Genomic DNA, 19,047 nt, shown 5'->3' with positions numbered 1-19,047 from the left:
AGTCCTCCCGCTCCAGCCGCGCCTCCAGTTGCTCCAGCCGCGCCTTCAGTTGCTCCGACCGCTCCCCCGTCCCCCGCGGAGCAGATTCCGACGGCCTCGGAGCAGGAGGCGTTTTCGCAGTTGATGGGTGGGGAGCCGACGCTCTTTGATCACATGCAGGCGGAGCCGGAGCCCGAGGAGAGTGCCGCCGTCCCGCCCGGACGGTACGGCGAAGGATCCGCCGACGCGGTGCCGCACCAGGGACCGCCGGACGGGTTCACCATCAAGGGCAACGCCCAGTCGATGCTCTTCCACACCCCCGACTCGCCGTACTACGGCCGTACCAAGCCCGAGGTCTGGTTCCGCACCGAGTCCGACGCCGAACGCGCCGGCTTCACCAAGTACGCCCGCCGCCCCCGCAAATCCACAGACCCCCGCGATTGACTACCCGTCGCGACGTCCGAAGGCCCGCACCCGTTCCGCCCGCCGGATGTTGGTTACAGCACGCGACCGAATCCGCGATTCTGACCCCGGAACCGACTTACGATCGCGACAAATCCACACAGCCCAGGAGGCGGAGTTGCAGCGCGAAATCACAGTTCCCTTCACCATCGAGCAGGACGAGAACGGCGCCTGGTGCGCCGCGGCCGCGCTGAACCCGGATTCCTTCGCCAACGGTGAGGGCGAGACCCGGGAAGCGGCCATCGAGGACCTGAAGGAGGCCATCGCCGCGCTCGCGGACGTGGTCGGCGTGCCCGAGCAGGTAACGGTGACCGTCGAGGTCGAGGGCTGATGGCAGCACCGAAGGACCGCAAGGCCGCCGAGAAGAAGCTCAAGCAGCAGGGCTTCTCGGAGGTCAAGGGCCGCGGCAAGGGCAGCCACCAGGTCTGGCAGGACAAGAACGGCAAGACGGTCACCGTCCCGACCCACGGCAAGGAGATCGCCGCCGGCACCTGGCGGTCGATCGAGAAGGTTGCCGATGCTGCGGCAGCGGCCGCCAAGGCTCAGGCCGAGGCCGCGGAAGCGCAGCGACTGGCCGGCGGACAGGCGGCGCCCGGCAGCGGTCGCGGGTCCGGTGGTCAAGGGCAGCGCGGCGGGCAGCAAGGAAATCAGCAGAGCAACCAGCAGGGTTCGAAGAAGAAGAGGTTCTTCGGCCGCTGAGCCGTCGCAGCGGAGAACCAGCACAGCACGCAGTAAGACCCTGTACGACGCAGGACCGCGGTGAACGTACCTGATCCGGTGGGAGGAGACCCCGATGGAACCCGATGCGCAGGAACCGTCGAAACCGGATCAGGCGTTCACAGCTGACAACGCCATGAGCCGCGGGGAGCCGTTGGAGCCCGATGCGGTCCTGCTGCCGGGGGAAGGGCAGGAAGGGCGCAACGTGAACGCCGACAAGGCGTACCCGGGACTGGGGTCGGTGAACGTCCGTCGGCTGATGCGCCGGTACCTGCGCGGCGGCGGTCGTGGGGGCGCTGCTCAGCAGGCCTCGAAGGAACGTGGAGAGCGCGACCGCAACCGCTGAACGCGCACCGTCATCGAATCGCAGTACAGCCTGAGCGCGAGCCCTATTTGCTTGTACTGGCAAACGCCCGCCAGACTTAGCGGAACGCCTTGCGGGACCGTCCGACCGCCGGCGTCACCACGTCATCGCAGTACTCCCGGAGTCTTCCGGGATCAACGCAGTGCCCTCCCCCTTTTAGGCGCGCCCGAACGGGGTACGGGAACCTAGGTTTGGAGACACCCGATGGAGGTGAGCGTGACCGACATGCTGCCGGAGCAGCACCACGGACTGACGAAGAGTGACCCGCTGTGGTTCAAGCGGGCCGTCTTTTACGAGGTCCTCGTGCGGTCCTTCAAGGACTCGAACGCCGACGGCATCGGCGACCTGCAGGGCCTGACCGAGAAACTCGACTATCTCGAGTGGCTCGGCGTCGACTGTCTCTGGTTACCCCCCTTCTACCCGTCACCGCTGCGCGACGGCGGCTACGACATCTCGCACTACACCGAGGTGATGCCGGAGATCGGCACGGTCGGTGACTTCGCCGCGTTCCTGAACCAGGCACACGCCCGCGGCATCCGGGTGATCGTCGACTTCGTGATGAACCACACCTCCGACCAGCACCCCTGGTTCCAGGCGTCGCGCGAGGATCCCGAGGGTCCGTACGGCGACTTCTACGTGTGGTCCGACACCGACGACAAGTACGCCGACGCGCGGATCATCTTCGTCGACACCGAGACCTCGAACTGGACCTGGGACCCGGTCCGCGGGCAGTACTTCTGGCATCGCTTCTACTCCAACCAGCCGGACCTGAACTTCGAGAACCCGGCCGTCGGCGACGCGATGATCGAGGCGCTGAAGTTCTGGCTGGACCTGGGTGTCGACGGCTTCCGCCTGGACGCGGTGCCGTACCTGTTCGAGACCGACGGCACCAACTGCGAGAACCTGCCGCGGACCCACGAGTTCCTGAAGCGGGTCCGCAAGGAGGTGGACGCGAACTACGAGGACCGCGTCCTGCTCTGCGAGGCGAACCAGTGGCCGGCCGACGTCGTGGAGTACTTCGGCGACCGGGACTCCGGTGGCGACGAGTGCCAGATGGCGTTCCACTTCCCGGTGATGCCGCGGATCTTCATGGGTGTCCGCCGGGAGTCGCGGTTCCCGATCTCGGAGATCCTCGCGCAGACCCCGGAGATCCCGGGCACCTGCCAGTGGGGCATCTTCCTGCGCAACCACGACGAGCTGACGCTCGAGATGGTCAGCGACGAGGACCGCGACTACATGTGGGGCGAGTACGCCCAGGACCCGCGGATGAAGGCGAACATCGGCATCCGCCGCCGGCTGGCACCGCTGCTGGACAACGACGTCAACAAGATGGAGTTGTTCACCGCGATGCTGCTGAGCCTGCCGGGCTCACCGATCCTGTACTACGGCGACGAGATCGGGATGGGCGACAACATCTGGCTCGGCGACCGCGACGGTGTCCGGACGCCGATGCAGTGGTCCCCGGACCGGAACGCATCGTTCTCCACGGCCACCCCGGGCAAGCTCACCCTCCCGGTGATCATGGACCCGGTGTACGGCTTCCAGGCGGTGAACGTCGAGGCCGAGATGGAGAACGCCTCGTCGCTGCTGCACTGGACCCGGCGGATGATCCAGACCCGCAAGCAGCACCCGAGCTTCGGGATGGGTACCTTCACCGATCTGGGCGGGTCGAACCCGAGCGTCCTGTCCTACATCCGGGAGTTCGGCGACGACGTCGTGCTCTGCGTCAACAACCTGTCCCGCTTCCCGCAGCCGATCGAGCTGGACCTGCGGCAGTGGGAGGGCGTGGAGCCGGTCGAGTTGCTCGGCGGCGTGCACTTCCCGACGATCGGTGAGTTGCCTTACCTTCTGACCCTCGGTGCGCACGGTTTCTACTGGTTCCGGCTGCCGGTAGCGAAGCCGGAAGACCAGCCGGACAAGAAGGAGAGCATTTAAGTGACTTCCCATCTGGACCAGGTCCAGTCCTTCTGCGCGAGCCAGCGATGGTTCGGCGAGAAGGGACACGACGTTCACGTCGAAGCGCTGGCCGGCTCGGTCTGGCTCTCGGACGCGGACGCCTGGCCGGCGGTTCGGATCGGGTTCGTCTACTGTTCGGGCCCGCCCGGGGCGGAGTCCCCGATCCGGGTGTACCAGCTGCCGCTCAGCTACCACCGCGCCCCGGTCGAGAACCTCGGCCACGCACTGATCGGCGAGTGGAGCGAACCGGACCTCGGCGACACCGACGTCTGGGTGTACGACGCGTTGCACGACAAGGAGGCAACGCCGTACTGGCTGGACGGGCTCACCAACGGCCGGCAGCTGGACGGACTGGAGTTCCAGCCCGTCCAGGCTCCGGACCGTTCGGTCGAGGTGCCGGAGGATGCGCAGTCGCTGGTGCTGACCGTCGAGCAGAGCAACACGTCGCTGGTGTTCGGTGACGTGGCGCTGCTGAAGGTGTTCCGCCGGCTTGAGCCCGGGAGCAACCCGGGCGTCGAGATCGAGTCGGCGCTCACCGAGGCCGGGTCCGAGCTGGTCCCGGAGGTGCTGGGGTCGGCGCGCGGACGGTGGCCGCGCGCGGGCGGCGGTACCGACTCCGGCGAGCTGGCGATGATGACCGCGTTCCAGCGGAACGCGACCGACGGCTGGGCGTTCGCGACGTCGTCGGTGCGTGACCTGTACGCGGAGGGGGATCTGCACGCCGACGAGGTCGGCGGTGACTTCGCCGCCGAGTCGTACCGGCTCGGCGCGAGTACGGCCCAGGTGCACTCGGAGCTGGCGAAGGCGCTCGGTACCGACATCTGGGAGCCGGACAAGCTCGTCGAGCATGCGGCCGCGATGCGCCGCCGCCTCGACACCGCGGCGGCCGCGATCCCCGAGCTCGTTCCGTACGCCGAGGGTCTGACGCGGGCGTTCGACGCGCTGGCGGCGTACGGCCAGCCGGTCACGGTGCAGCGGATCCACGGCGACTTCCATCTCGGGCAGGTGCTGCGGACCATCGACGGCTGGAAGCTGATCGACTTCGAGGGCGAGCCGGCCAAGTCGCTGATCGAGCGGCGCGCGCTGGACACCCCGGTGAAGGACATCGCCGGGATGCTGCGTTCGTTCGACTATGCGGCCCGTTCGCTGCTGCTCGCCGACCACCAGGGCGACCAGCAGATCGCGTACCGCGCCGCCGAGTGGGCGAGCCGTAACCAGAAGGCCTTCTGCGACGGCTACGCCGAAGCGGCCGGCGCGGACCCCCGCGACCAGAGCGTCCTCCTCAACGCGTTCCTCGCCGACAAACTCATCTACGAGGTCCTGTACGAGGCCCGCAACCGCCCCACCTGGCTACAGATCCCCCTCTCCGCCGCAGCCCAACTCGCCGAGCAGTAGCAGGAGGTTCCGATGGGCGACCGTGAAGCTTTCGAAGCGCCGGTGATCCCGGCTGACGTTCCTGTGGTGACTGCGGTTCCGGTGGATCGGGTGGGGCTCGAGCGGCTGGTCGGCGGTACTTTTCATGATCCCCATCAGGTGCTCGGGCCGCATCTGGGTGAGCACGGTGTGACCGTGCGGGTGCTGCGTCCGTTCGCGCAGAGCGTCACCGTGCTGTACGACGACCAGCGGCTCGAGCTGCGGCACGAGTACGACGGCGTGTGGGTCGGCGTACTGGACCTCGACAAGGTGCCGGACTACCGCCTCGAGGTCAGCTACACCGACGGTCCGCTGACCGAGATCGACGACCCGTACCGGTATCTGCCGTCGCTCGGTGAGGTCGACCTGCACCTGATCGGCGAGGGTCGCCACGAGCAGCTGTGGACGGTGCTCGGCGCGCACGTGCGACGCTACGACGGGCCGGGCGGTCAGATCACCGGCACGTCGTTCGCGGTCTGGGCTCCGAACGCGCAGGGCATCCGGCTGACCGCCGACTTCAACTTCTGGGACGGCCGCGCGCATCCGATGCGGTCGCTCGGCGGCTCCGGTGTGTGGGAGCTGTTCGTCCCGGGCGTCGGGCCCGGCACCCGGTACAAGTTCGACATCTGCGGCCGCGACGGCGTCTGGCGGCAGAAGGCCGACCCGATGGCGAACCTCGCCGAGACTCCCCCGGCGAACGCGTCCGTCGTGCACGAGTCGACGTACGAGTGGAACGACACGGACTGGATCACCAAGCGCGCCGACGCGCAGGCGTACGCCGAGCCGATGAGTGTGTACGAGGTGCATCTCGGCTCCTGGCGGAAGGGCAAGTCGTACCGCGACCTGGCCGACGAGCTCGTTGCCTATGTCAACGACATGGGCTTCACCCATGTCGAGCTGATGCCGGTGATGGAGCACCCGTTCGGCGGCTCCTGGGGCTACCAGGTGACGTCGTACTTCGCGCCGACCTCGCGGTTCGGCGACCCGGACGACTTCCGGTTCCTGGTCGACCGGCTGCACCAGGCCGGGATCGGCGTGCTCGTCGACTGGGTGCCGGCGCATTTCCCGAAGGACGCGTGGGCGCTGGCCCGCTTCGACGGTACGCCGCTGTACGAGCACCCGGACCCGCGTCGCGGCGAGCAGCCCGACTGGGGCACGCTGGTGTTCGACTTCGGCCGTCCCCAGGTACGGAACTTCCTGGTCGCGAACGCGCTCTACTGGGCCGAGGAGTTCCACATCGACGGCCTGCGCGTCGACGCGGTCGCCTCGATGCTGTACCTGGATTACTCGCGCCAAGAGGGCCAATGGGTCCCGAACCAGTACGGCGGCCGCGAGAACCTCGAGGCGGTGTCGTTCCTGCAGGAGATGAACGCGACGCTCTACAAGCGGGTTCCGGGCGTGATCACGGTCGCCGAGGAGTCGACGTCCTGGCCGGGCGTCACCCGCGCGACGCACCTCGGCGGGCTCGGGTTCGGCTTCAAGTGGAACATGGGCTGGATGAACGACTCGCTCCGCTATCTGGAGCACGAGCCGGTGCACCGGCAGTACCACCACCACGAGCTGACGTTCTCGATGATGTACGCCTACTCGGAGAACTTCGTCCTTCCGCTGTCCCACGACGAGGTCGTGCACGGCAAGGGTTCGCTGCTGCGCAAGATGCCCGGCGACCGTTGGCAGCAGCTGGCGAACCTGCGCGCCTACCTGGCGATGATGTGGGCGCACCCGGGCAAGCAGCTGCTGTTCATGGGTTGTGAGTTCGGCCAGGAGTCGGAGTGGTCGGAGAAGGGCGAGCTGGACTGGTGGCTGCTGGAGCACACTGACCACAAGGGCCTGCAGGACCTGGTACGCGACCTCAACCGGGCGTACCAGGACTCCCCGGCGCTCTGGCGGACCGATCACGCCGAGGACAAGTTCAGCTGGATCGACGCGAACGACGCCAGCAACAACGTGTTCTCCTTCGTCCGGTACGGCGCGGAGGGCGAGCCGGCCGTCGCGTGCATCACGAACTTCTCGGCCCTACCGCATCACGGCTACCGGCTCGGCCTGCCGTACGCGGGTCGCTGGGACGAGGTCGTGAACACCGACGCCAACTCGTACGGTGGTTCCGGTGTCGGCAACTACGGCGCCGTGCAGGCGGACGGGCCGGAGTGGCACGGGATGTCCACGAGCGCGGAGCTGTCCGTACCACCCCTGGCTACCGTGTACCTGCGCTTCACGGGGTAGCGTTCACGTGTGACCGCTCCGCTGACCGATGGTGACCTGACGCTGCACCCGTCACAGCCGAACGGGCAACTGACGAGCTTCGCCGTCTCGCGTAGCGCGCCGAGCGGTGCGCGCGACCCGCTCGGCACCGTCGAGGTGCGTCCGACCACTCCGGGGGTCGCCCTGGTCGTCTGGGCACTCGAAGGCGGTCCCGGGGTGGCGGAGCAAGCGCTGCCGTTGGTGGCTGAGTACGCATTCGGCGAGCTCGGGTTCGAGCGGCTCCAGGTCGAGGTGGACGTGCAGCTGCGTGCGTCCGCGCGGGTCGCGATTCGGTCCGGGTTCCGGCGCGAGGGCGTACTGCGCGGGGCCGCGCTGGTCGAGGGTGAGCGCCGCGATGTCGCGATCTACGGCATGCGCGTCGACGATCCGCGTCCGGACACGGTGACCGGCTGGACGGCGTTGATGGACTCGACGCTGCCGAAGAAGCGCGTGATCGCCCACGTGGTCGTACGGGACACGGGTGGTCGGGTGCTGTTGTGCCAGGTCAGCTACAAGAACGACCTGGAGCTGCCGGGTGGTGTGGTCGAGCCCGACGAGGACCCGGCGACCGGTGCGTTGCGGGAGATGGAGGAGGAGCTCGGCACGGCGCTGCCGCTGCTCGGCGTCCTGGCCATCGACTGGCTGCCGCGCTGGGAGGGCTGGGGCGACGCGGTCGAGATCCTGTACGACGGTGGGGTCCACGACCCTTCGCTGATCGACCGCCTGCAACCGGACGGCTTCGAGATCAAGAGCCTCTCGTGGCGTACACCGGATGAGCTGGCCGGCCTCGTCTCCCCGCTGAACGCCCGCCGCCTCCCGATGCTTCTCGCCGCCCCCGACCACCTGCACAACCTGAGCAACGGCGAGCCGATCAACGGGTCAGCTGGTTGATGCACCAGGTGTAGTGACCGTCGCCGGCGTTCTCGTCGTAGATCGTGGCGGTGATGATCGCGTACGCGCGCCGGTAGAGCCGCATCCGTTCGCGGTCGTGGCCGAGGTCCGCGAACCGTGCGGTCAGGAGGTCGTCGAGGCGGCGCGCATCGGGCGAGTACATGTCGAAGAAGCCGGCCGCCAGCGACGCCTCGAACGTGCTGTCTCCGGCGGTCGACAAGAATCCCCAGTCGAGGACCGCGGCAACTTCACTCCCCCGCATCAGCACGTTCGGCCGACAGATGTCCCCGTGCACCACACTCAGCTCACCCTTGAGCTCGGTCAGCGCGGTCAGCACGTCTTCCAACAGTTCAGGGAAACCGGGGACGTCCCGCTCGAGATGCACCTTCGACACCGCAGCACGTCGCCGTACCAGGGAAGCCAGACTCTCGCCCCACGACCCGGTCCAGAATGGCTGCCCGATCACCGGCATCGCCTTGTTTGCGGGCCCCGGCCGGACCCCGCGCAGCGCCTCCACCACTGCGACGAACGCGTCCAGCGCCACCTGCTCGGGCAGCCCCGCCTCGTGCAGGGGCGCACCGGTGAGCTTGTCCTCGACGCTGACCGCGAACCCGTTCTCGCCCGCGCCGACCTCGCGGATCCGCGGCGTCCGGAACGGCAGCTCGGGCAACGCGTCCAGGAACGCCTTCAACGGCAGCACGTCCTCCGGCCGCCGCTCGAACCAGACCTTCCGCACCGACCCGTCACCCAGGTCGTACACGGCCCCTTCCATCCCCTGCCCGATCAGCTCCACCCCGCCGACCTTAGTGCAGGAAGCTAACGGACCAGCCGGATCGTCAGCGGATAGACGTACCCCTTGCCGCCGAACGCGGCGACCGCCGCCAGGATCACCAGCACCAGCGCGATGATCCCTCCGACGACGAGTACAGGTACGACGATCACCGTGCCGAAGCCGAACGTGATGTAGATCAGCACGCTCGCGACCGCCGAATAGATCAGCAGCGAGATCTGGAAGTTCAGCGACTCCACCGCGTGCCCGCGAACGGAACGGTTCCGGAACACCAGCCAGACGATCAGCGGGCACAGGAAGCCCATCGCGATCCAGGCCGCGACGACCACTCCGGCGTGCGCGACCATCGCCCAGGTGCGCTCCTCCGTGGCGGACATCGGCCGGGCCGAAGACGTACTCATACTGCAGTCAAGCACGCCGATTCCTTTGCACGGGTTCGCCGGTCAGTACCTGTGACAGACCAGCAACGAAAGGGATGGGCGATGGCAAGCGAGCAGTCGGATGCGGTACGGAGGCACTGGGAGGCGGCGAGTACCAGGCCGGAGAGCGTGGACCGGGAGGTGGCGGACCATCAATGGGCCGAGCTGACCGCTGAGCCCGAGGACGTGGACTACCTGGCCGTACCGGGACGCCCTGCGCTGTGGATCGTGCCGCACGGTGCGGCCACGGACCGGGTGCTGTTCTGCCTGCACGGCGGCGGCTACGTCAGCGGGTCGAGGTACTCGCACCGGAAGCTGTTCGCGCACCTGGCTCGCGCGGTCGGAGCCCGGGCGCTCGTGTTCGACTACTCGCTGGCTCCTGAGCAGATCCACCCCGTTCAGGTCGACGAGGCGGTTGCCATGTATCGCTGGGTACTGGACCAGGGCATCGCACCCGAGCACATCGTGTTCACCGGCGACTCGGCCGGAGGTGGGATGGCGATCACCACGCAACTTCGGGCCCGCGCCGCAGGCCTGCCGCTTCCGGCCGGCGCGATGCCGTTCTCGCCGTGGGTGGACTTCGAGGCGAGCGGTGCGACGTACGACAGCAACCGGGACACCGATGCGTTCTTCCACCGGGATCTGGTCCGCGGCCTCGCCTGGGTCTTCCTCGGGTCGGACGGCTCGCCCCGCGACCCGTTCGTGAACCCGACATACGGCGACCTCACCGGCCTCGGGCCGATCTACATCCAGGTCGGCGGGGACGAGGTGCTGCTCGACGACGCGCGGCTGCTCGCAGAGGCCGCCGAGAAGGCCGGGGTCGAGGTACGGCTGGACGTGTTCCCGCAGATGCAGCACACGTTCCAGATGGCGGCGGGTCGCGCGCCGGAGGCCGACGACGCGATCGCGCGGATGGCAGAGTGGGCCCGGCCCGTGGTGGGGCTGTGACGACCCAAGGACTGGTGATGAGCGATTTCGGCGAGCTGACCGAGCCGTTCCGCAAGGAGCTGCTGGCGCACTGCTACCGGATGCTCGCGGCGGTGCACGAGGCCGAGGATGCGGTCCAGGAGACGTACTTGCGCGCGTGGCGTGGGTGGGCCGCCTTCGAGGGCCGCTCGTCGGTACGGGTCTGGCTGTACCGGATCGCGACGAACGTCTGCCTGACCGCGCTCGAGCAGCGCGGCCGGCGGGCGCTGCCGTCCGGGATCGTTGCCGCGAGCACCGATCTGGCCGCCGCTCCGCCGCCGGTGCCGGACGGGTCCGGCTGGATCGAACCGATCGCGGAGTCGTTGGTGGCGCCCGATCCGGCGGCCTCCGACCCGGCGGCGATCGTCACGCTCCGGGAGAGTCTGCGGCTCGCACTGATCGCTGCGCTGCAGTACCTGCCGCCGAAGCAACGCGCCGTACTGATCCTGCGGGAGGTGCTCGCGTTCCCGGCCGCTGAGGTCGCGACCATGTTGGACACCTCGGTTGCGGCGGTGAAGAGCACGCTGCAACGTGCACGCGCACGGATCGACGAGACGGCGCCGACCCGCGGCGAGGTCTCGGAACCCACCGACGCCGCGGCCAAGGCGCTGCTCGACGACTACATCGCCGGCTTCGAGAACGCCGACACCGTGGCCCTCGAGCGCGCCCTGCGTGCGGACGCTGCGATCGAAATGGTCGGTACGACGACCTGGTTCGACGGACGTGTGCTGTGTATGGCGTTGCTGGCGTCCGCGGTCGGCGAGCCGGGCGACTGGCGGATGATCCCGATCGTCGCGAACGGCCAGCCCGCGGTCGGCGCGTACTTCAAGGGCGAGCCGTACGGGATCGCCGTACTCACGCCGACGCCCACCGGTCTCACCCACATCCACGTCTTCAGTACGCCTGACCTCGTCACGCACTTCGGAATGCCGGCTACAGCTCCTGCACCGTGAGGCGGGCGCGCCGGCTCGTGCTGATCAGGGCGAGCGCCACGACGACGAGACCGACCGCGATCATCGGCCACCAGACGAGGTGTTCTGCGCGGACGAACCGTTGCGGATCGGTGGTGGCGGTCGCTCCGACGATCGAGCCGGCCGCCGCGACGCCCAGCGAACTGCCGGTCTGGCGGCCGACCGAGGCGACGGAGCCCGCCAGACCGGCCATCGAGCCGGGCATGCCGGACACCGCGGCGTTCGCGATCGGCGGGTTGACCATGCCGAGGAACACCCCGAACGGCAGGAAGATCGCGAGCACGACCGGGAGCGGTGTCGACAATCCGATCGTCAACGAAGCGGCCGCTCCGAGCGCGAGCCCGGAGCCGGCGACCACGAGCGGCAGGCGGGGGCCGCGCGCACCGACCACCCGGCCGGTGAGTGGTGACAGCACGCAGATCAGCAGGCCGAGCGGCAGCAGGCTCAGGCCGGCGTGCAGCGCGGACAGGTGCCGAACGCTCTGCAGGTAGAGCGTGGTGATGAACAGGAACGCCCCGAACCCGCTGTACGCGAAGAGCGCGACGACCACGGCCGAGCTGAACGGGACGCTGCGGAACAACCGGAGCTCGAGCATGGGTTCCGTACGGCGGCGTTCGTACAGGATCAGGACGGCGGCCGCGGCCGCCGAGACCACGAGAAGCGCGATGATCGGCGGCGCAGCCCAGCCGTGCTTCTCGGACTCGATGATCGCGGTCACCACGCCGCCGAGCAGCAGCACGACGAGCACCTGGCCGATCGGGTCGAAGCGGCGGCCGCGGGCGGCCCGCGACTCGGGCACGTACAGGCTGGTGAAGATCACCACGAGCACGACGATCGGCAGGTTCACCCAGAAGATCGAGCGCCAGCCGAGGCCGTCGACGAGCGCACCGCCGAGGATCGGGCCGAGCACCAGCGACAGGCCGGCGGTGGCGCCGAAGATGCCGATCGCGCGGGCCCGCTCGGCGCGGTCCGGGAAGACCGTGACCACAATCGCCATCGCGACCGGGTTCATCATCGTGCCGCCGACCGCCTGCAGGGCGCGGGCCGCGATCAGCGCGTCGATGCCGGGAGCGAGGCTGCACAGCAGCGATCCGAGTCCGAAGATCGTCAGGCCGAGGCGGAACATCCGCTTCCGGCCGAACCGGTCGGCGGTCGAGCCGGCCAGCATCAGGAAGCTCGCCAGCACCAGCGTGTAGGCGTCGACGGTCCACTGCAGGCCGGACGTCGAGGCGCCGAGGTCGTCCCGGATCGCGGGCAGCGCCATGTTGACGATCGAGATGTCCATCACCGAGACGAGCAGGCTCGCGCAGCAGATCGTGAGGACCAGGTATCTGCGTGTACTGGTCAGACCAGCGGCCTCAGCCGTTGAGAGGGTCATGCCTACGACGTTAGGATTTAGAGCGTGCTCGAAGTCAATGAACGCGGGATCAGCATCGCCGAAGCCGCCGAACGTACCGGCGTCAGCGTCCACACGCTGCGCTACTACGAACGCGCCGGCCTGGTCGTGACCACGGTCGACCGCACCGCGGGCGGGCGGCGGCGCTACCGCAAGCTCGACCTCGACTGGATCAAGATCTGCACCAGGTTCCGTGCCACCGGGATGCCGATCCGCACCATCCGCCAGTACGCCGAGCTGGTCATCGCCGGCCGCGGCAACGAGAAGGACCGCCTGGAGCTCCTCGAGACCCACCGGTCCGACATTCTCACCCAGCTCGCCGACCTGAGCGAGTGCCTGACGCTGATCGACCACAAGATCGACGTCTACCGCGGCCGCCTCGAAGCCGGCGACGCCGACCGGCTGTGGGCGCCGACAGCACCGAACCACAACGCTCCCGACCCCCCAACTTCCTGACCCACCGCCCTGCCCCACCGCGAACGCACCAGCTCGGCGGTTGACCTCTGACCTGATCGGTTGCCCTCCGGCATACCGATCCACCAACCCACCATCTGAGAGGCCAACCGCCGAGCCGGTGGGTTCGCGGTGGGTCAGGTAGCGGAGGGCGGCGACCAATCGGGCGGGTGCTGGGGCGGGTGCTGGGGCGGGTGAGCCAGGTCGTTCAGGCGGGTGGTCAGGAAGCGGCGTTCGGTTTCGTTGGCGGTCAGGTGTATCGCCTGCTCGTAGGCCTTGATCGCCTCGGCCTCACGACCGAGGCGGGTCAGTACGTCGGCGCGCGCCGCGGGCAGGTAGGCGTACAACGCCAGCGCCGGTTCGTTGCTCAAGGCATCCAGCTCGGACAGTACGGCGGCCAGATCCGCACCCGGCACGAGGCTGTGCGCGGCGGCCCGGTTGAGCGCGACGATCGGCGTCGGCCAGCTCACCAGCATCGCGTCGTACATCCGGACCACCTGACGCCAATCGGTCCGCTCCCAGCTCGGCGAGGTCATGTGCAGCCCTGCGACCGCAGCCTGGAGCGCGAACCGTCCGTGCCCTTGCCGCAGCGCCGTCGTCGCGCGCGACACTCCCTCGGCCAGTAGCTGCTGGTCCCATCGCGAGCGGTCCTGGTCCGCCAGCAGTACCAGCTCACCGTCCGCGCTGACCCGCGCACCGCCACGCGCCTCGGTCATCAGCAACAGTCCGAGCAGCGCTTGCGGCTCCGGCTCGTCCGGCATCAGCCGTACCAGCAACCGCGCCAGCTCGACCGCTCGACCGGTCAGGTCGGTCCGGGTCAGCTCCGGCCCGGCCGCCACATGTCCGGCCGTGTAGACCAAGTGGACGACAGTCAGTACGACATCCAGCCGCGCCGGGAGCTCATGATCCGCCGGGATCCGGTACGGGATGGCTGCCGCCGCGATCTTCTTCTTGGCGCGCGTGATCCGCGCCGCGGCCGTCGCCTCACCGATCAGCAGCACGGCCGCGACCTCGCGGGTGGTCAGACCGCAGATCAGGCGCAGGGTCAGCGCTGCCTGCGACTCCTGCGCGAGTGCCGGGTGGCAGCACGTGAAGACGAGTCGCAACGGGTCCGTCGGCTGCTCGATCTCGCCGGGCTCCTCCACCAGGAGGGGCAGTTTGCGGCGCAGGTTCGTCTCGCGCCGCAGCCGGTCCAGGGCGAGCCGGCGCGCGACCGTGGTCAGCCAGCCGCCCGGGTTCTCCGGGATCCCGTCGGGCCAGGTCCGCAACGCCTGAACGAACGCGTCCTGCGTACAGTCCTCGGCCAGGTCGAGGTCCCGCGTCAGCCGCACGACCGACGCGAGCACGGTCGACCAACTCTCCCGATGCGCCCGGTCGACCACCCGAGCAACCTCAACCGCCTCGCTCACCTACTCACCTCCCGCACCACCCGGCACGCCGTCGCCTGCCGCCGGTCCGGTACGCCGGCGCATGCCCGCCGGTCCGGTACGCCGGCGTCGCGCGCCGCCGCCGTACCGAACCGCTCTCCCCCATCAGACCTCGCTTCGTGCTGCACGCCGGTCCGTTCAGGACTTCGGAGCGGCGTCCTCGGAGGTGTCCATCACCGGGCGGAGCTCGATGTTGCCGGACGGGCAGAGCTTCGCCAGCTCGAGCGCCTGGTCGAGGTCGCGGGCCTCCACCAGGTAGAAACCACCGAGCGCCTCCTTGGTCTCGATGAACGGCCCGTCGGTGACCATCGGCTCCGCGCCGCCCTTCTGCCGCACCGTGCTCGCGGTGCTGGACCGCTCCAGCGCCGCGCCGCCGAGGATCTGCGCCCCGGCCTTCTCCACCGCCTCCGCGAACGCGGTGTGCAGCTTCATCTCCTGCTGCCAGCTCTCCGCGGTGACGTTGTCGTACCAGTCCTCGCTGTCGTAAAGCAGGAACATGTACTGCGCCATCTCAGGCTCCCTCGTCTAGTGCTTCCTACTGGGACATCTTGCTGACGAACATCGCCACACGGAATCGACAGCGCCCGGAAAGATTTCTCATTACTGTGAAGTACATGGATCATTTCGACGTTCTGATCGTCGGCGCGGGCCTGTCCGGCATCGGCGCGGCGTACCGGATCCAGACGCGCTGCCCGGACCGGACGTACGCCGTCCTCGAGGCCCGCGAGGCGCTCGGCGGCACCTGGGACCTCTTCCGGTACCCAGGGGTGCGCTCGGACTCGGACATGTTCACGCTCGGCTTCCCGTTCCGCCCGTGGAAGGCGGCGAAGGCGATCGCCGACGGACCGTCGATCCTCTCGTACCTGCACGAGACCGCGGCCGCGTACGGCATCGACAAGCACATCCGGTACGGCGAACGGGTCGTCCGCGCGGCATGGTCGTCGGAGGATGCGCTGTGGACCGTGGAGACCGGCGGCTCGTTGTACACATGCTCGTTCCTGTATGTGTGCAGCGGGTACTACAACTACGACGCTGGGTATGTGGTCGACTTCGACGGGCAGGACGAGTTCGGTGGGCGGATCGTGCACCCGCAGCACTGGCCGGCCGACCTCGACTACACGGGTCAGCGGGTGGTGGTGATCGGGAGCGGTGCGACCGCGGTGACGCTGGTGCCTGCGATGGCCGGCACGGCGGAGCACGTGACGATGCTGCAGCGGTCGCCGAGCTACGTCGCGTCCCGGCCGGCGCGGGATGCCGTGTCCGATCGGCTCCGCGCCGTACTGCCCGAAAACCTCGCGCACCGGGTGATCCGGGGGAAGAACGTTGCTCTGAGCACCATGTTGTACAGCGCGTTCCGGCGCTGGCCGGCGCATGCGGCGTGGGTGCTGAACACCGGCGTCGCCAAGCAGTTGCCTTCGTCGATCCCGATGGATCCGCATTTCACACCGCGGTACAAGCCGTGGGACCAGCGGCTGTGCCTGGTGCCGGACGCCGACCTGTTCAAGGCGTTGCGGGACGGGACGGCCTCGGTGGTGACCGACGAGATCGAGCGGTTCACCCCGTCCGGGCTGCTGTTGCGGTCGGGACGTGAACTGGAGGCCGATCTGGTGGTCACCGCGACCGGCCTCCGCATGGTTGCGCTCGGCAACATCAAGGTGACCGTCGACGGGCGGGCCGTCGAGCCGCACGACACCTTTGTCTACCAGGGGATGATGCTCAGCGGGGTACCGAACCTCGCCTGGTGCATCGGGTACACCAACAACTCCTGGACGCTCCGCTCCGACCTCACCTCGCAGTACGTCTGCCGGCTCCTCAACCACCTGACCGCGACCGGGACCCGGATCTGCCTCCCCGAGGTCGACCCGGCCGAGTACGACGCGCCGGCCCGTCCCGTCGTCGACCTGACCTCCGGCTACATCAGCCGAGCCGCCGGCATCCTCCCCCGGCAAGGCACCCAGGGCCCCTGGCGCCTACGCCAGAACTACCCCCGCGACCTCCTAAGACTCCGCTTCGCCCCCGTAACCGACGGCGTCATGCAATTCAGCTGAGGTGTGAGCTGAGTCCGGCAACCTGGCATCGGCTGGTCAGTTGGGGATAGGGGCCGGGGGTTGGGGGCCGACGTAGGTTGCGATCGGGCGGATGATCTTCGGGTCTTCGGCCTGTTCGAGGATGTTGGCGGACCAGCCGATGATCCGGCTGACCGCGAACGTCGGCGTGAACATCGCCCGCGGGATCCCGCACAGCTCCATCACGACCCCGGCGTAGAACTCGACGTTCGCGTAGAGGTTGCGGCCCGGCTTCAGCTCCGCGAGTACGTCGACGATGCGCTGCTCGACCGTCGTCGCGAAGTCGACCAGGTCGCCGCCGATGCCGCGGGCGATGTCACGGAGCATCAGCGACCGCGGGTCCTCGGTCCGGTACACCGCATGCCCGAACCCCATGATCCGGTCGCCCGCGGACACCTTCGCGCGGACCCAGGCGTCGATGCGATCCGGCGTCCCGATCTCGTCGAGGCTCGCCAGCGCCCGGTCCGGGGCACCGCCGTGCAGCGGTCCGGAGAAGGCGCCGATCGCGCCGGCGACCGCCGCGACCACGTCCGCGCCGGTGGATGCGATCACGCGCGCGGTGAAGGTGGAGGCGTTGAATCCGTGATCGACGGTGGAGACCAGGTAGTGCTCGACCGCGGTTGCCTGCACGGCGGTGGGCTCGGTGCCGGTGACCAGGTACAGCCAGTTCTCGGCGGCGGTGAGGTCGGCGCGCGGCTCCAGCGGTTGCTGCCCTTCGCGCAGGCGGTAGAGCGCCGCGAGGATCGTCGGTGTCACGGCGCAGACGAGCATCGCGTCAGCCTTGCGACGGGCCGGGTCGGCGTCCCAGAGCGGCGGTAGGCCGCGGACAGCGGCGAGCAGTGACAGCGCCGTACGGAGGCCGGCGAGCGGGTTGAACTTGGCGCCGGCGGTCGCGATGGCGGGAAGGACCGCGCGCACCTCCTCGGGGAGGACGCGCAGTGGTGCGAGCTCGGCGATGAAGCCGGCGCGCTCGGCGTCGGTCGGAAGGTGGCCCTCGAACATCAGGTACCAGACGTCTTCGAGAGTCTTGGACTTGGCGAGGTCGATCGCCGAGTACTGCCGGTAGTGGTAGAAACCCTCGTCACCACGGACATCGCCGAGGGTCGTCTCGGTGACGACGACGTTGCGCAGACCGGGCGGAACATTGATCGTTGTTGACATATCTTCAGAGTTGACAGCCAATCAACTATTGTCAATATTGATCGAGTCAACATGAGAGAGGTTGGGAGCGGGGATGTCGGCCGAAGGTGACGAGAATTACCTGACGACTGCGGAGGTCGCACGTCGGCTGCAGGTCAAGCCGGCCACGATCTACGCGTACGTCAGTCGCGGCCTGCTCACCAGCGTCCGCGCCCGCGGACGCCGCGGGAGCCTGTTCGCCGCCGACGAGGTCGATCGCGTCGCCGCCCGCTCGGTCGAACACTCCGGCGTCGTCGAACGCATCGAGTCCGAACTGACCCTCCTCAAGGACGACGAGCTCTACTACCGAGCCCACTCAGCCCGCACCCTCGCCACCACTGCCACCCCCGCCCAAGTAGCCACACTCCTCTGGACCCCCACCTCTCCCGACCCGCAGCTCACGAAGGTTGACGAGAGTGAGGTTTTTGGGGTGGTTCGGGGTGGGGTGGAGTTGGCTCGGGCGGGGATGGGGGTGGTGCCGGAGGGGGCTCGGTTGACGGATCAATTGCGGGTGGCGGTGGCTGTGCTGGGGGCCGCGGACCCGTTGCGGTTCGATCTGTCGCCGGCGTCGGTGACGGCTGCGGCCGGGCGATTGATCGGCACGTTGGTGACGGCGCTCCCTGGTGAGACCGTGTACGGCGAGGCGACGCTGGGCGCGCGTCTGTGGCCCAAGCTCTCCGACGACGATCCACGCCCGGAACTCCTCGACGCGGCACTCATCCTCCTCGCGGACCACGGCCTCGCGGTCTCCACGGTGGCAGCCCGCGTCGCCGCGAGTGCCCGCGCGAACCTGTACGCCGTGATCTCCGCCGGCCTCGGCGCTCTCGACGGGCAGTACCACGGCGCCGCCCCGACGCTGGCGTACGAATTCCTCGAACGCGCCAAGCACGACCCACTCACCGCCCTGTCGGACCAGTTGCGGTCGGGCAAACAGGTCCCAGGCTTCGGCCACAGGATCTATCAGCATCACGACCCCCGCGCCGAGGTACTGCTCGGCCTCCTCGGCGACCACCCGATCATCGCCACCGTCCGCGCGATCGCCGAACGCACGCCCACCTTCCCGAACAGCGACCTCGCGATCGCCGCGATCATGCACGCGTACAACTTCCGCCCCGACGCCGGCGACGCCTTGTTCGCCCTCGCCCGGATGATCGGCTGGACCGCCCACGCCCTCGAGGAGTACGCCGCCCCACCCCTCCGCTTCCGGGCCATGGGCATCTACACCGGCCAACCCACCTAGCCCCAGCCACCCCACGTGCGAGTGGATCTGCCACCCCACCCGCCAATGGCGGAGTGAAACCACCCGCGAATGGCCCAATGAACCCACCTGCGAATGGCCCACCGATCGCGGGCCATC

At 68.7% G+C, this 19,047-nt stretch carries 20 protein-coding genes; 13 read left to right on the top strand and 7 right to left on the bottom strand.

Annotation, left to right across the window (positions count from 1 at the left end; genetic code table 11):
• Nucleotides 1-153: 153 nt before the first annotated feature.
• The 8 genes from ACGFI6_RS26785 (at nucleotide 154) to ACGFI6_RS26750 (ending at nucleotide 8,023) form a co-directional block, all read left to right on the top strand.
• Complete coding sequence (locus ACGFI6_RS26785; RefSeq protein ID WP_393123124.1) at nucleotides 154-423, top strand: hypothetical protein; 270 nt, start codon at nucleotides 154-156, stop codon at nucleotides 421-423.
• Nucleotides 424-559: 136 nt separating this feature from the next.
• Complete coding sequence (locus tag ACGFI6_RS26780) at nucleotides 560-772, top strand: hypothetical protein (RefSeq protein ID WP_393123122.1); 213 nt, start codon at nucleotides 560-562, stop codon at nucleotides 770-772.
• Complete coding sequence (locus ACGFI6_RS26775; RefSeq protein WP_393123120.1) at nucleotides 772-1,140, top strand: type II toxin-antitoxin system HicA family toxin; 369 nt, start codon at nucleotides 772-774, stop codon at nucleotides 1,138-1,140. Before ACGFI6_RS26780 ends, ACGFI6_RS26775 begins: the two co-directional genes overlap by 1 nt.
• Before the next feature lie 94 nt (nucleotides 1,141-1,234).
• Nucleotides 1,235-1,504 (top strand): hypothetical protein, encoded by a 270-nt coding sequence (locus ACGFI6_RS26770; protein WP_393123119.1) that lies wholly within the window; start codon nucleotides 1,235-1,237, stop codon nucleotides 1,502-1,504.
• A gap of 222 nt (nucleotides 1,505-1,726) precedes the next feature.
• Complete coding sequence (treS, locus tag ACGFI6_RS26765) at nucleotides 1,727-3,457, top strand: maltose alpha-D-glucosyltransferase (protein ID WP_393123116.1); 1,731 nt, start codon at nucleotides 1,727-1,729, stop codon at nucleotides 3,455-3,457.
• Nucleotides 3,458-4,873, top strand: a complete 1,416-nt coding sequence (locus tag ACGFI6_RS26760; protein WP_393123114.1) for an aminoglycoside phosphotransferase — start codon at nucleotides 3,458-3,460, stop codon at nucleotides 4,871-4,873.
• A 12-nt stretch (nucleotides 4,874-4,885) separates the two neighbouring features.
• Nucleotides 4,886-7,114 carry a 1,4-alpha-glucan branching protein GlgB gene (gene glgB / locus ACGFI6_RS26755; protein ID WP_393123111.1) on the top strand — a complete coding sequence of 743 codons (2,229 nt, stop codon included), beginning with the start codon at nucleotides 4,886-4,888 and terminating at the stop codon, nucleotides 7,112-7,114.
• A 9-nt stretch (nucleotides 7,115-7,123) separates the two neighbouring features.
• The gene (locus tag ACGFI6_RS26750) at nucleotides 7,124-8,023 is read left to right on the top strand and encodes an NUDIX domain-containing protein (RefSeq protein ID WP_393123109.1); all 900 of its coding nucleotides are present in this window, start codon (nucleotides 7,124-7,126) and stop codon (nucleotides 8,021-8,023) included.
• Here ACGFI6_RS26750 and ACGFI6_RS26745 read toward each other — a convergent pair.
• The gene (locus tag ACGFI6_RS26745) at nucleotides 8,004-8,816 is read right to left on the bottom strand and encodes an aminoglycoside phosphotransferase family protein (protein WP_393123107.1); all 813 of its coding nucleotides are present in this window, start codon (nucleotides 8,814-8,816) and stop codon (nucleotides 8,004-8,006) included. The two genes, ACGFI6_RS26750 and ACGFI6_RS26745, sit on opposite strands and share 20 nt — an antisense overlap.
• Before the next feature lie 23 nt (nucleotides 8,817-8,839).
• Nucleotides 8,840-9,229: a DUF4870 domain-containing protein gene (locus ACGFI6_RS26740; protein ID WP_393123103.1), complete on the bottom strand. Its 390-nt coding sequence runs from the start codon at nucleotides 9,227-9,229 to the stop codon at nucleotides 8,840-8,842.
• A 66-nt stretch (nucleotides 9,230-9,295) separates the two neighbouring features.
• Here ACGFI6_RS26740 and ACGFI6_RS26735 point away from each other — a divergent pair, with 66 nt between their 5' ends.
• On the top strand, nucleotides 9,296-10,180 hold the full coding sequence (locus ACGFI6_RS26735) for an alpha/beta hydrolase (protein ID WP_393123100.1): 885 nt from the start codon (nucleotides 9,296-9,298) through the stop codon (nucleotides 10,178-10,180).
• Between the two features lie 17 nt (nucleotides 10,181-10,197).
• Nucleotides 10,198-11,151, top strand: coding sequence for an RNA polymerase subunit sigma-70 (locus ACGFI6_RS26730; RefSeq protein ID WP_393123098.1), 954 nt, complete (start codon nucleotides 10,198-10,200; stop codon nucleotides 11,149-11,151).
• Here the strand turns inward: ACGFI6_RS26730 and ACGFI6_RS26725 are convergent.
• Nucleotides 11,132-12,547, bottom strand: coding sequence for an MFS transporter (locus ACGFI6_RS26725; protein WP_393123095.1), 1,416 nt, complete (start codon nucleotides 12,545-12,547; stop codon nucleotides 11,132-11,134). The genes ACGFI6_RS26730 and ACGFI6_RS26725 overlap by 20 nt on opposite strands.
• Nucleotides 12,548-12,571: 24 nt before the next feature.
• On the opposite strand from ACGFI6_RS26725, the gene ACGFI6_RS26720 reads away from it, so the two are divergent.
• Nucleotides 12,572-13,021 carry a MerR family transcriptional regulator gene (locus tag ACGFI6_RS26720; protein WP_393123093.1) on the top strand — a complete coding sequence of 150 codons (450 nt, stop codon included), beginning with the start codon at nucleotides 12,572-12,574 and terminating at the stop codon, nucleotides 13,019-13,021.
• Nucleotides 13,022-13,155: 134 nt separating this feature from the next.
• On the opposite strand, the gene ACGFI6_RS26715 is transcribed toward ACGFI6_RS26720, so the two are convergent.
• From ACGFI6_RS26715 to ACGFI6_RS26705, 3 genes are read right to left on the bottom strand one after another with little or no spacing between them, the layout of a single operon-like run.
• Nucleotides 13,156-14,427, bottom strand: coding sequence for an RNA polymerase sigma factor (locus tag ACGFI6_RS26715; protein WP_393123091.1), 1,272 nt, complete (start codon nucleotides 14,425-14,427; stop codon nucleotides 13,156-13,158).
• Nucleotides 14,424-14,573, bottom strand: a complete 150-nt coding sequence (locus ACGFI6_RS26710; protein ID WP_393123089.1) for a hypothetical protein — start codon at nucleotides 14,571-14,573, stop codon at nucleotides 14,424-14,426. Before ACGFI6_RS26710 ends, ACGFI6_RS26715 begins: the two co-directional genes overlap by 4 nt.
• A gap of 10 nt (nucleotides 14,574-14,583) precedes the next feature.
• Nucleotides 14,584-14,955, bottom strand: coding sequence for a YciI family protein (locus tag ACGFI6_RS26705; protein WP_393123087.1), 372 nt, complete (start codon nucleotides 14,953-14,955; stop codon nucleotides 14,584-14,586).
• 104 nt (nucleotides 14,956-15,059) lie between these two features.
• On the opposite strand from ACGFI6_RS26705, the gene ACGFI6_RS26700 reads away from it, so the two are divergent.
• Nucleotides 15,060-16,493 (top strand): flavin-containing monooxygenase, encoded by a 1,434-nt coding sequence (locus ACGFI6_RS26700; protein WP_393123085.1) that lies wholly within the window; start codon nucleotides 15,060-15,062, stop codon nucleotides 16,491-16,493.
• A gap of 36 nt (nucleotides 16,494-16,529) precedes the next feature.
• Here ACGFI6_RS26700 and ACGFI6_RS26695 read toward each other — a convergent pair whose 3' ends face one another.
• Nucleotides 16,530-17,672 (bottom strand): citrate/2-methylcitrate synthase, encoded by a 1,143-nt coding sequence (locus ACGFI6_RS26695; RefSeq protein WP_393123083.1) that lies wholly within the window; start codon nucleotides 17,670-17,672, stop codon nucleotides 16,530-16,532.
• A gap of 73 nt (nucleotides 17,673-17,745) precedes the next feature.
• On the opposite strand from ACGFI6_RS26695, the gene ACGFI6_RS26690 reads away from it, so the two are divergent.
• Nucleotides 17,746-18,930 carry a citrate synthase gene (locus tag ACGFI6_RS26690; protein ID WP_393123081.1) on the top strand — a complete coding sequence of 395 codons (1,185 nt, stop codon included), beginning with the start codon at nucleotides 17,746-17,748 and terminating at the stop codon, nucleotides 18,928-18,930.
• Nucleotides 18,931-19,047 lie beyond the last annotated feature (117 nt).

Source organism: Kribbella sp. NPDC048928, assembly GCF_043197975.1.
Lineage (GTDB): Bacteria > Actinomycetota > Actinomycetes > Propionibacteriales > Kribbellaceae > Kribbella.
Note: the sequence above shows the minus strand (reverse complement) of the source record. Positions and strands in the feature narration are given on the sequence as shown.

Excerpts from the sequence above, each read along its gene's own strand:
- ACGFI6_RS26785 (WP_393123124.1), top strand. The coding sequence starts at position 154 with ATGCAGGCGGAGCCGGAGCCCGAGGAGAGTGCCGCCGTCCCGCCCGGA.
- ACGFI6_RS26775 (WP_393123120.1), top strand. The coding sequence starts at position 772 with ATGGCAGCACCGAAGGACCGCAAGGCCGCCGAGAAGAAGCTCAAGCAG.
- ACGFI6_RS26770 (WP_393123119.1), top strand. The coding sequence starts at position 1,235 with ATGGAACCCGATGCGCAGGAACCGTCGAAACCGGATCAGGCGTTCACA.
- treS (WP_393123116.1), top strand. The coding sequence starts at position 1,727 with ATGGAGGTGAGCGTGACCGACATGCTGCCGGAGCAGCACCACGGACTG.
- glgB (WP_393123111.1), top strand. The coding sequence starts at position 4,886 with ATGGGCGACCGTGAAGCTTTCGAAGCGCCGGTGATCCCGGCTGACGTT.
- ACGFI6_RS26735 (WP_393123100.1), top strand. The coding sequence starts at position 9,296 with ATGGCAAGCGAGCAGTCGGATGCGGTACGGAGGCACTGGGAGGCGGCG.
- ACGFI6_RS26730 (WP_393123098.1), top strand. The coding sequence starts at position 10,198 with ATGAGCGATTTCGGCGAGCTGACCGAGCCGTTCCGCAAGGAGCTGCTG.
- ACGFI6_RS26725 (WP_393123095.1), bottom strand. The coding sequence starts at position 12,547 with ATGACCCTCTCAACGGCTGAGGCCGCTGGTCTGACCAGTACACGCAGA.
- ACGFI6_RS26705 (WP_393123087.1), bottom strand. The coding sequence starts at position 14,955 with ATGGCGCAGTACATGTTCCTGCTTTACGACAGCGAGGACTGGTACGAC.
- ACGFI6_RS26700 (WP_393123085.1), top strand. The coding sequence starts at position 15,060 with ATGGATCATTTCGACGTTCTGATCGTCGGCGCGGGCCTGTCCGGCATC.
- ACGFI6_RS26695 (WP_393123083.1), bottom strand. The coding sequence starts at position 17,672 with ATGTCAACAACGATCAATGTTCCGCCCGGTCTGCGCAACGTCGTCGTC.
- ACGFI6_RS26690 (WP_393123081.1), top strand. The coding sequence starts at position 17,746 with ATGTCGGCCGAAGGTGACGAGAATTACCTGACGACTGCGGAGGTCGCA.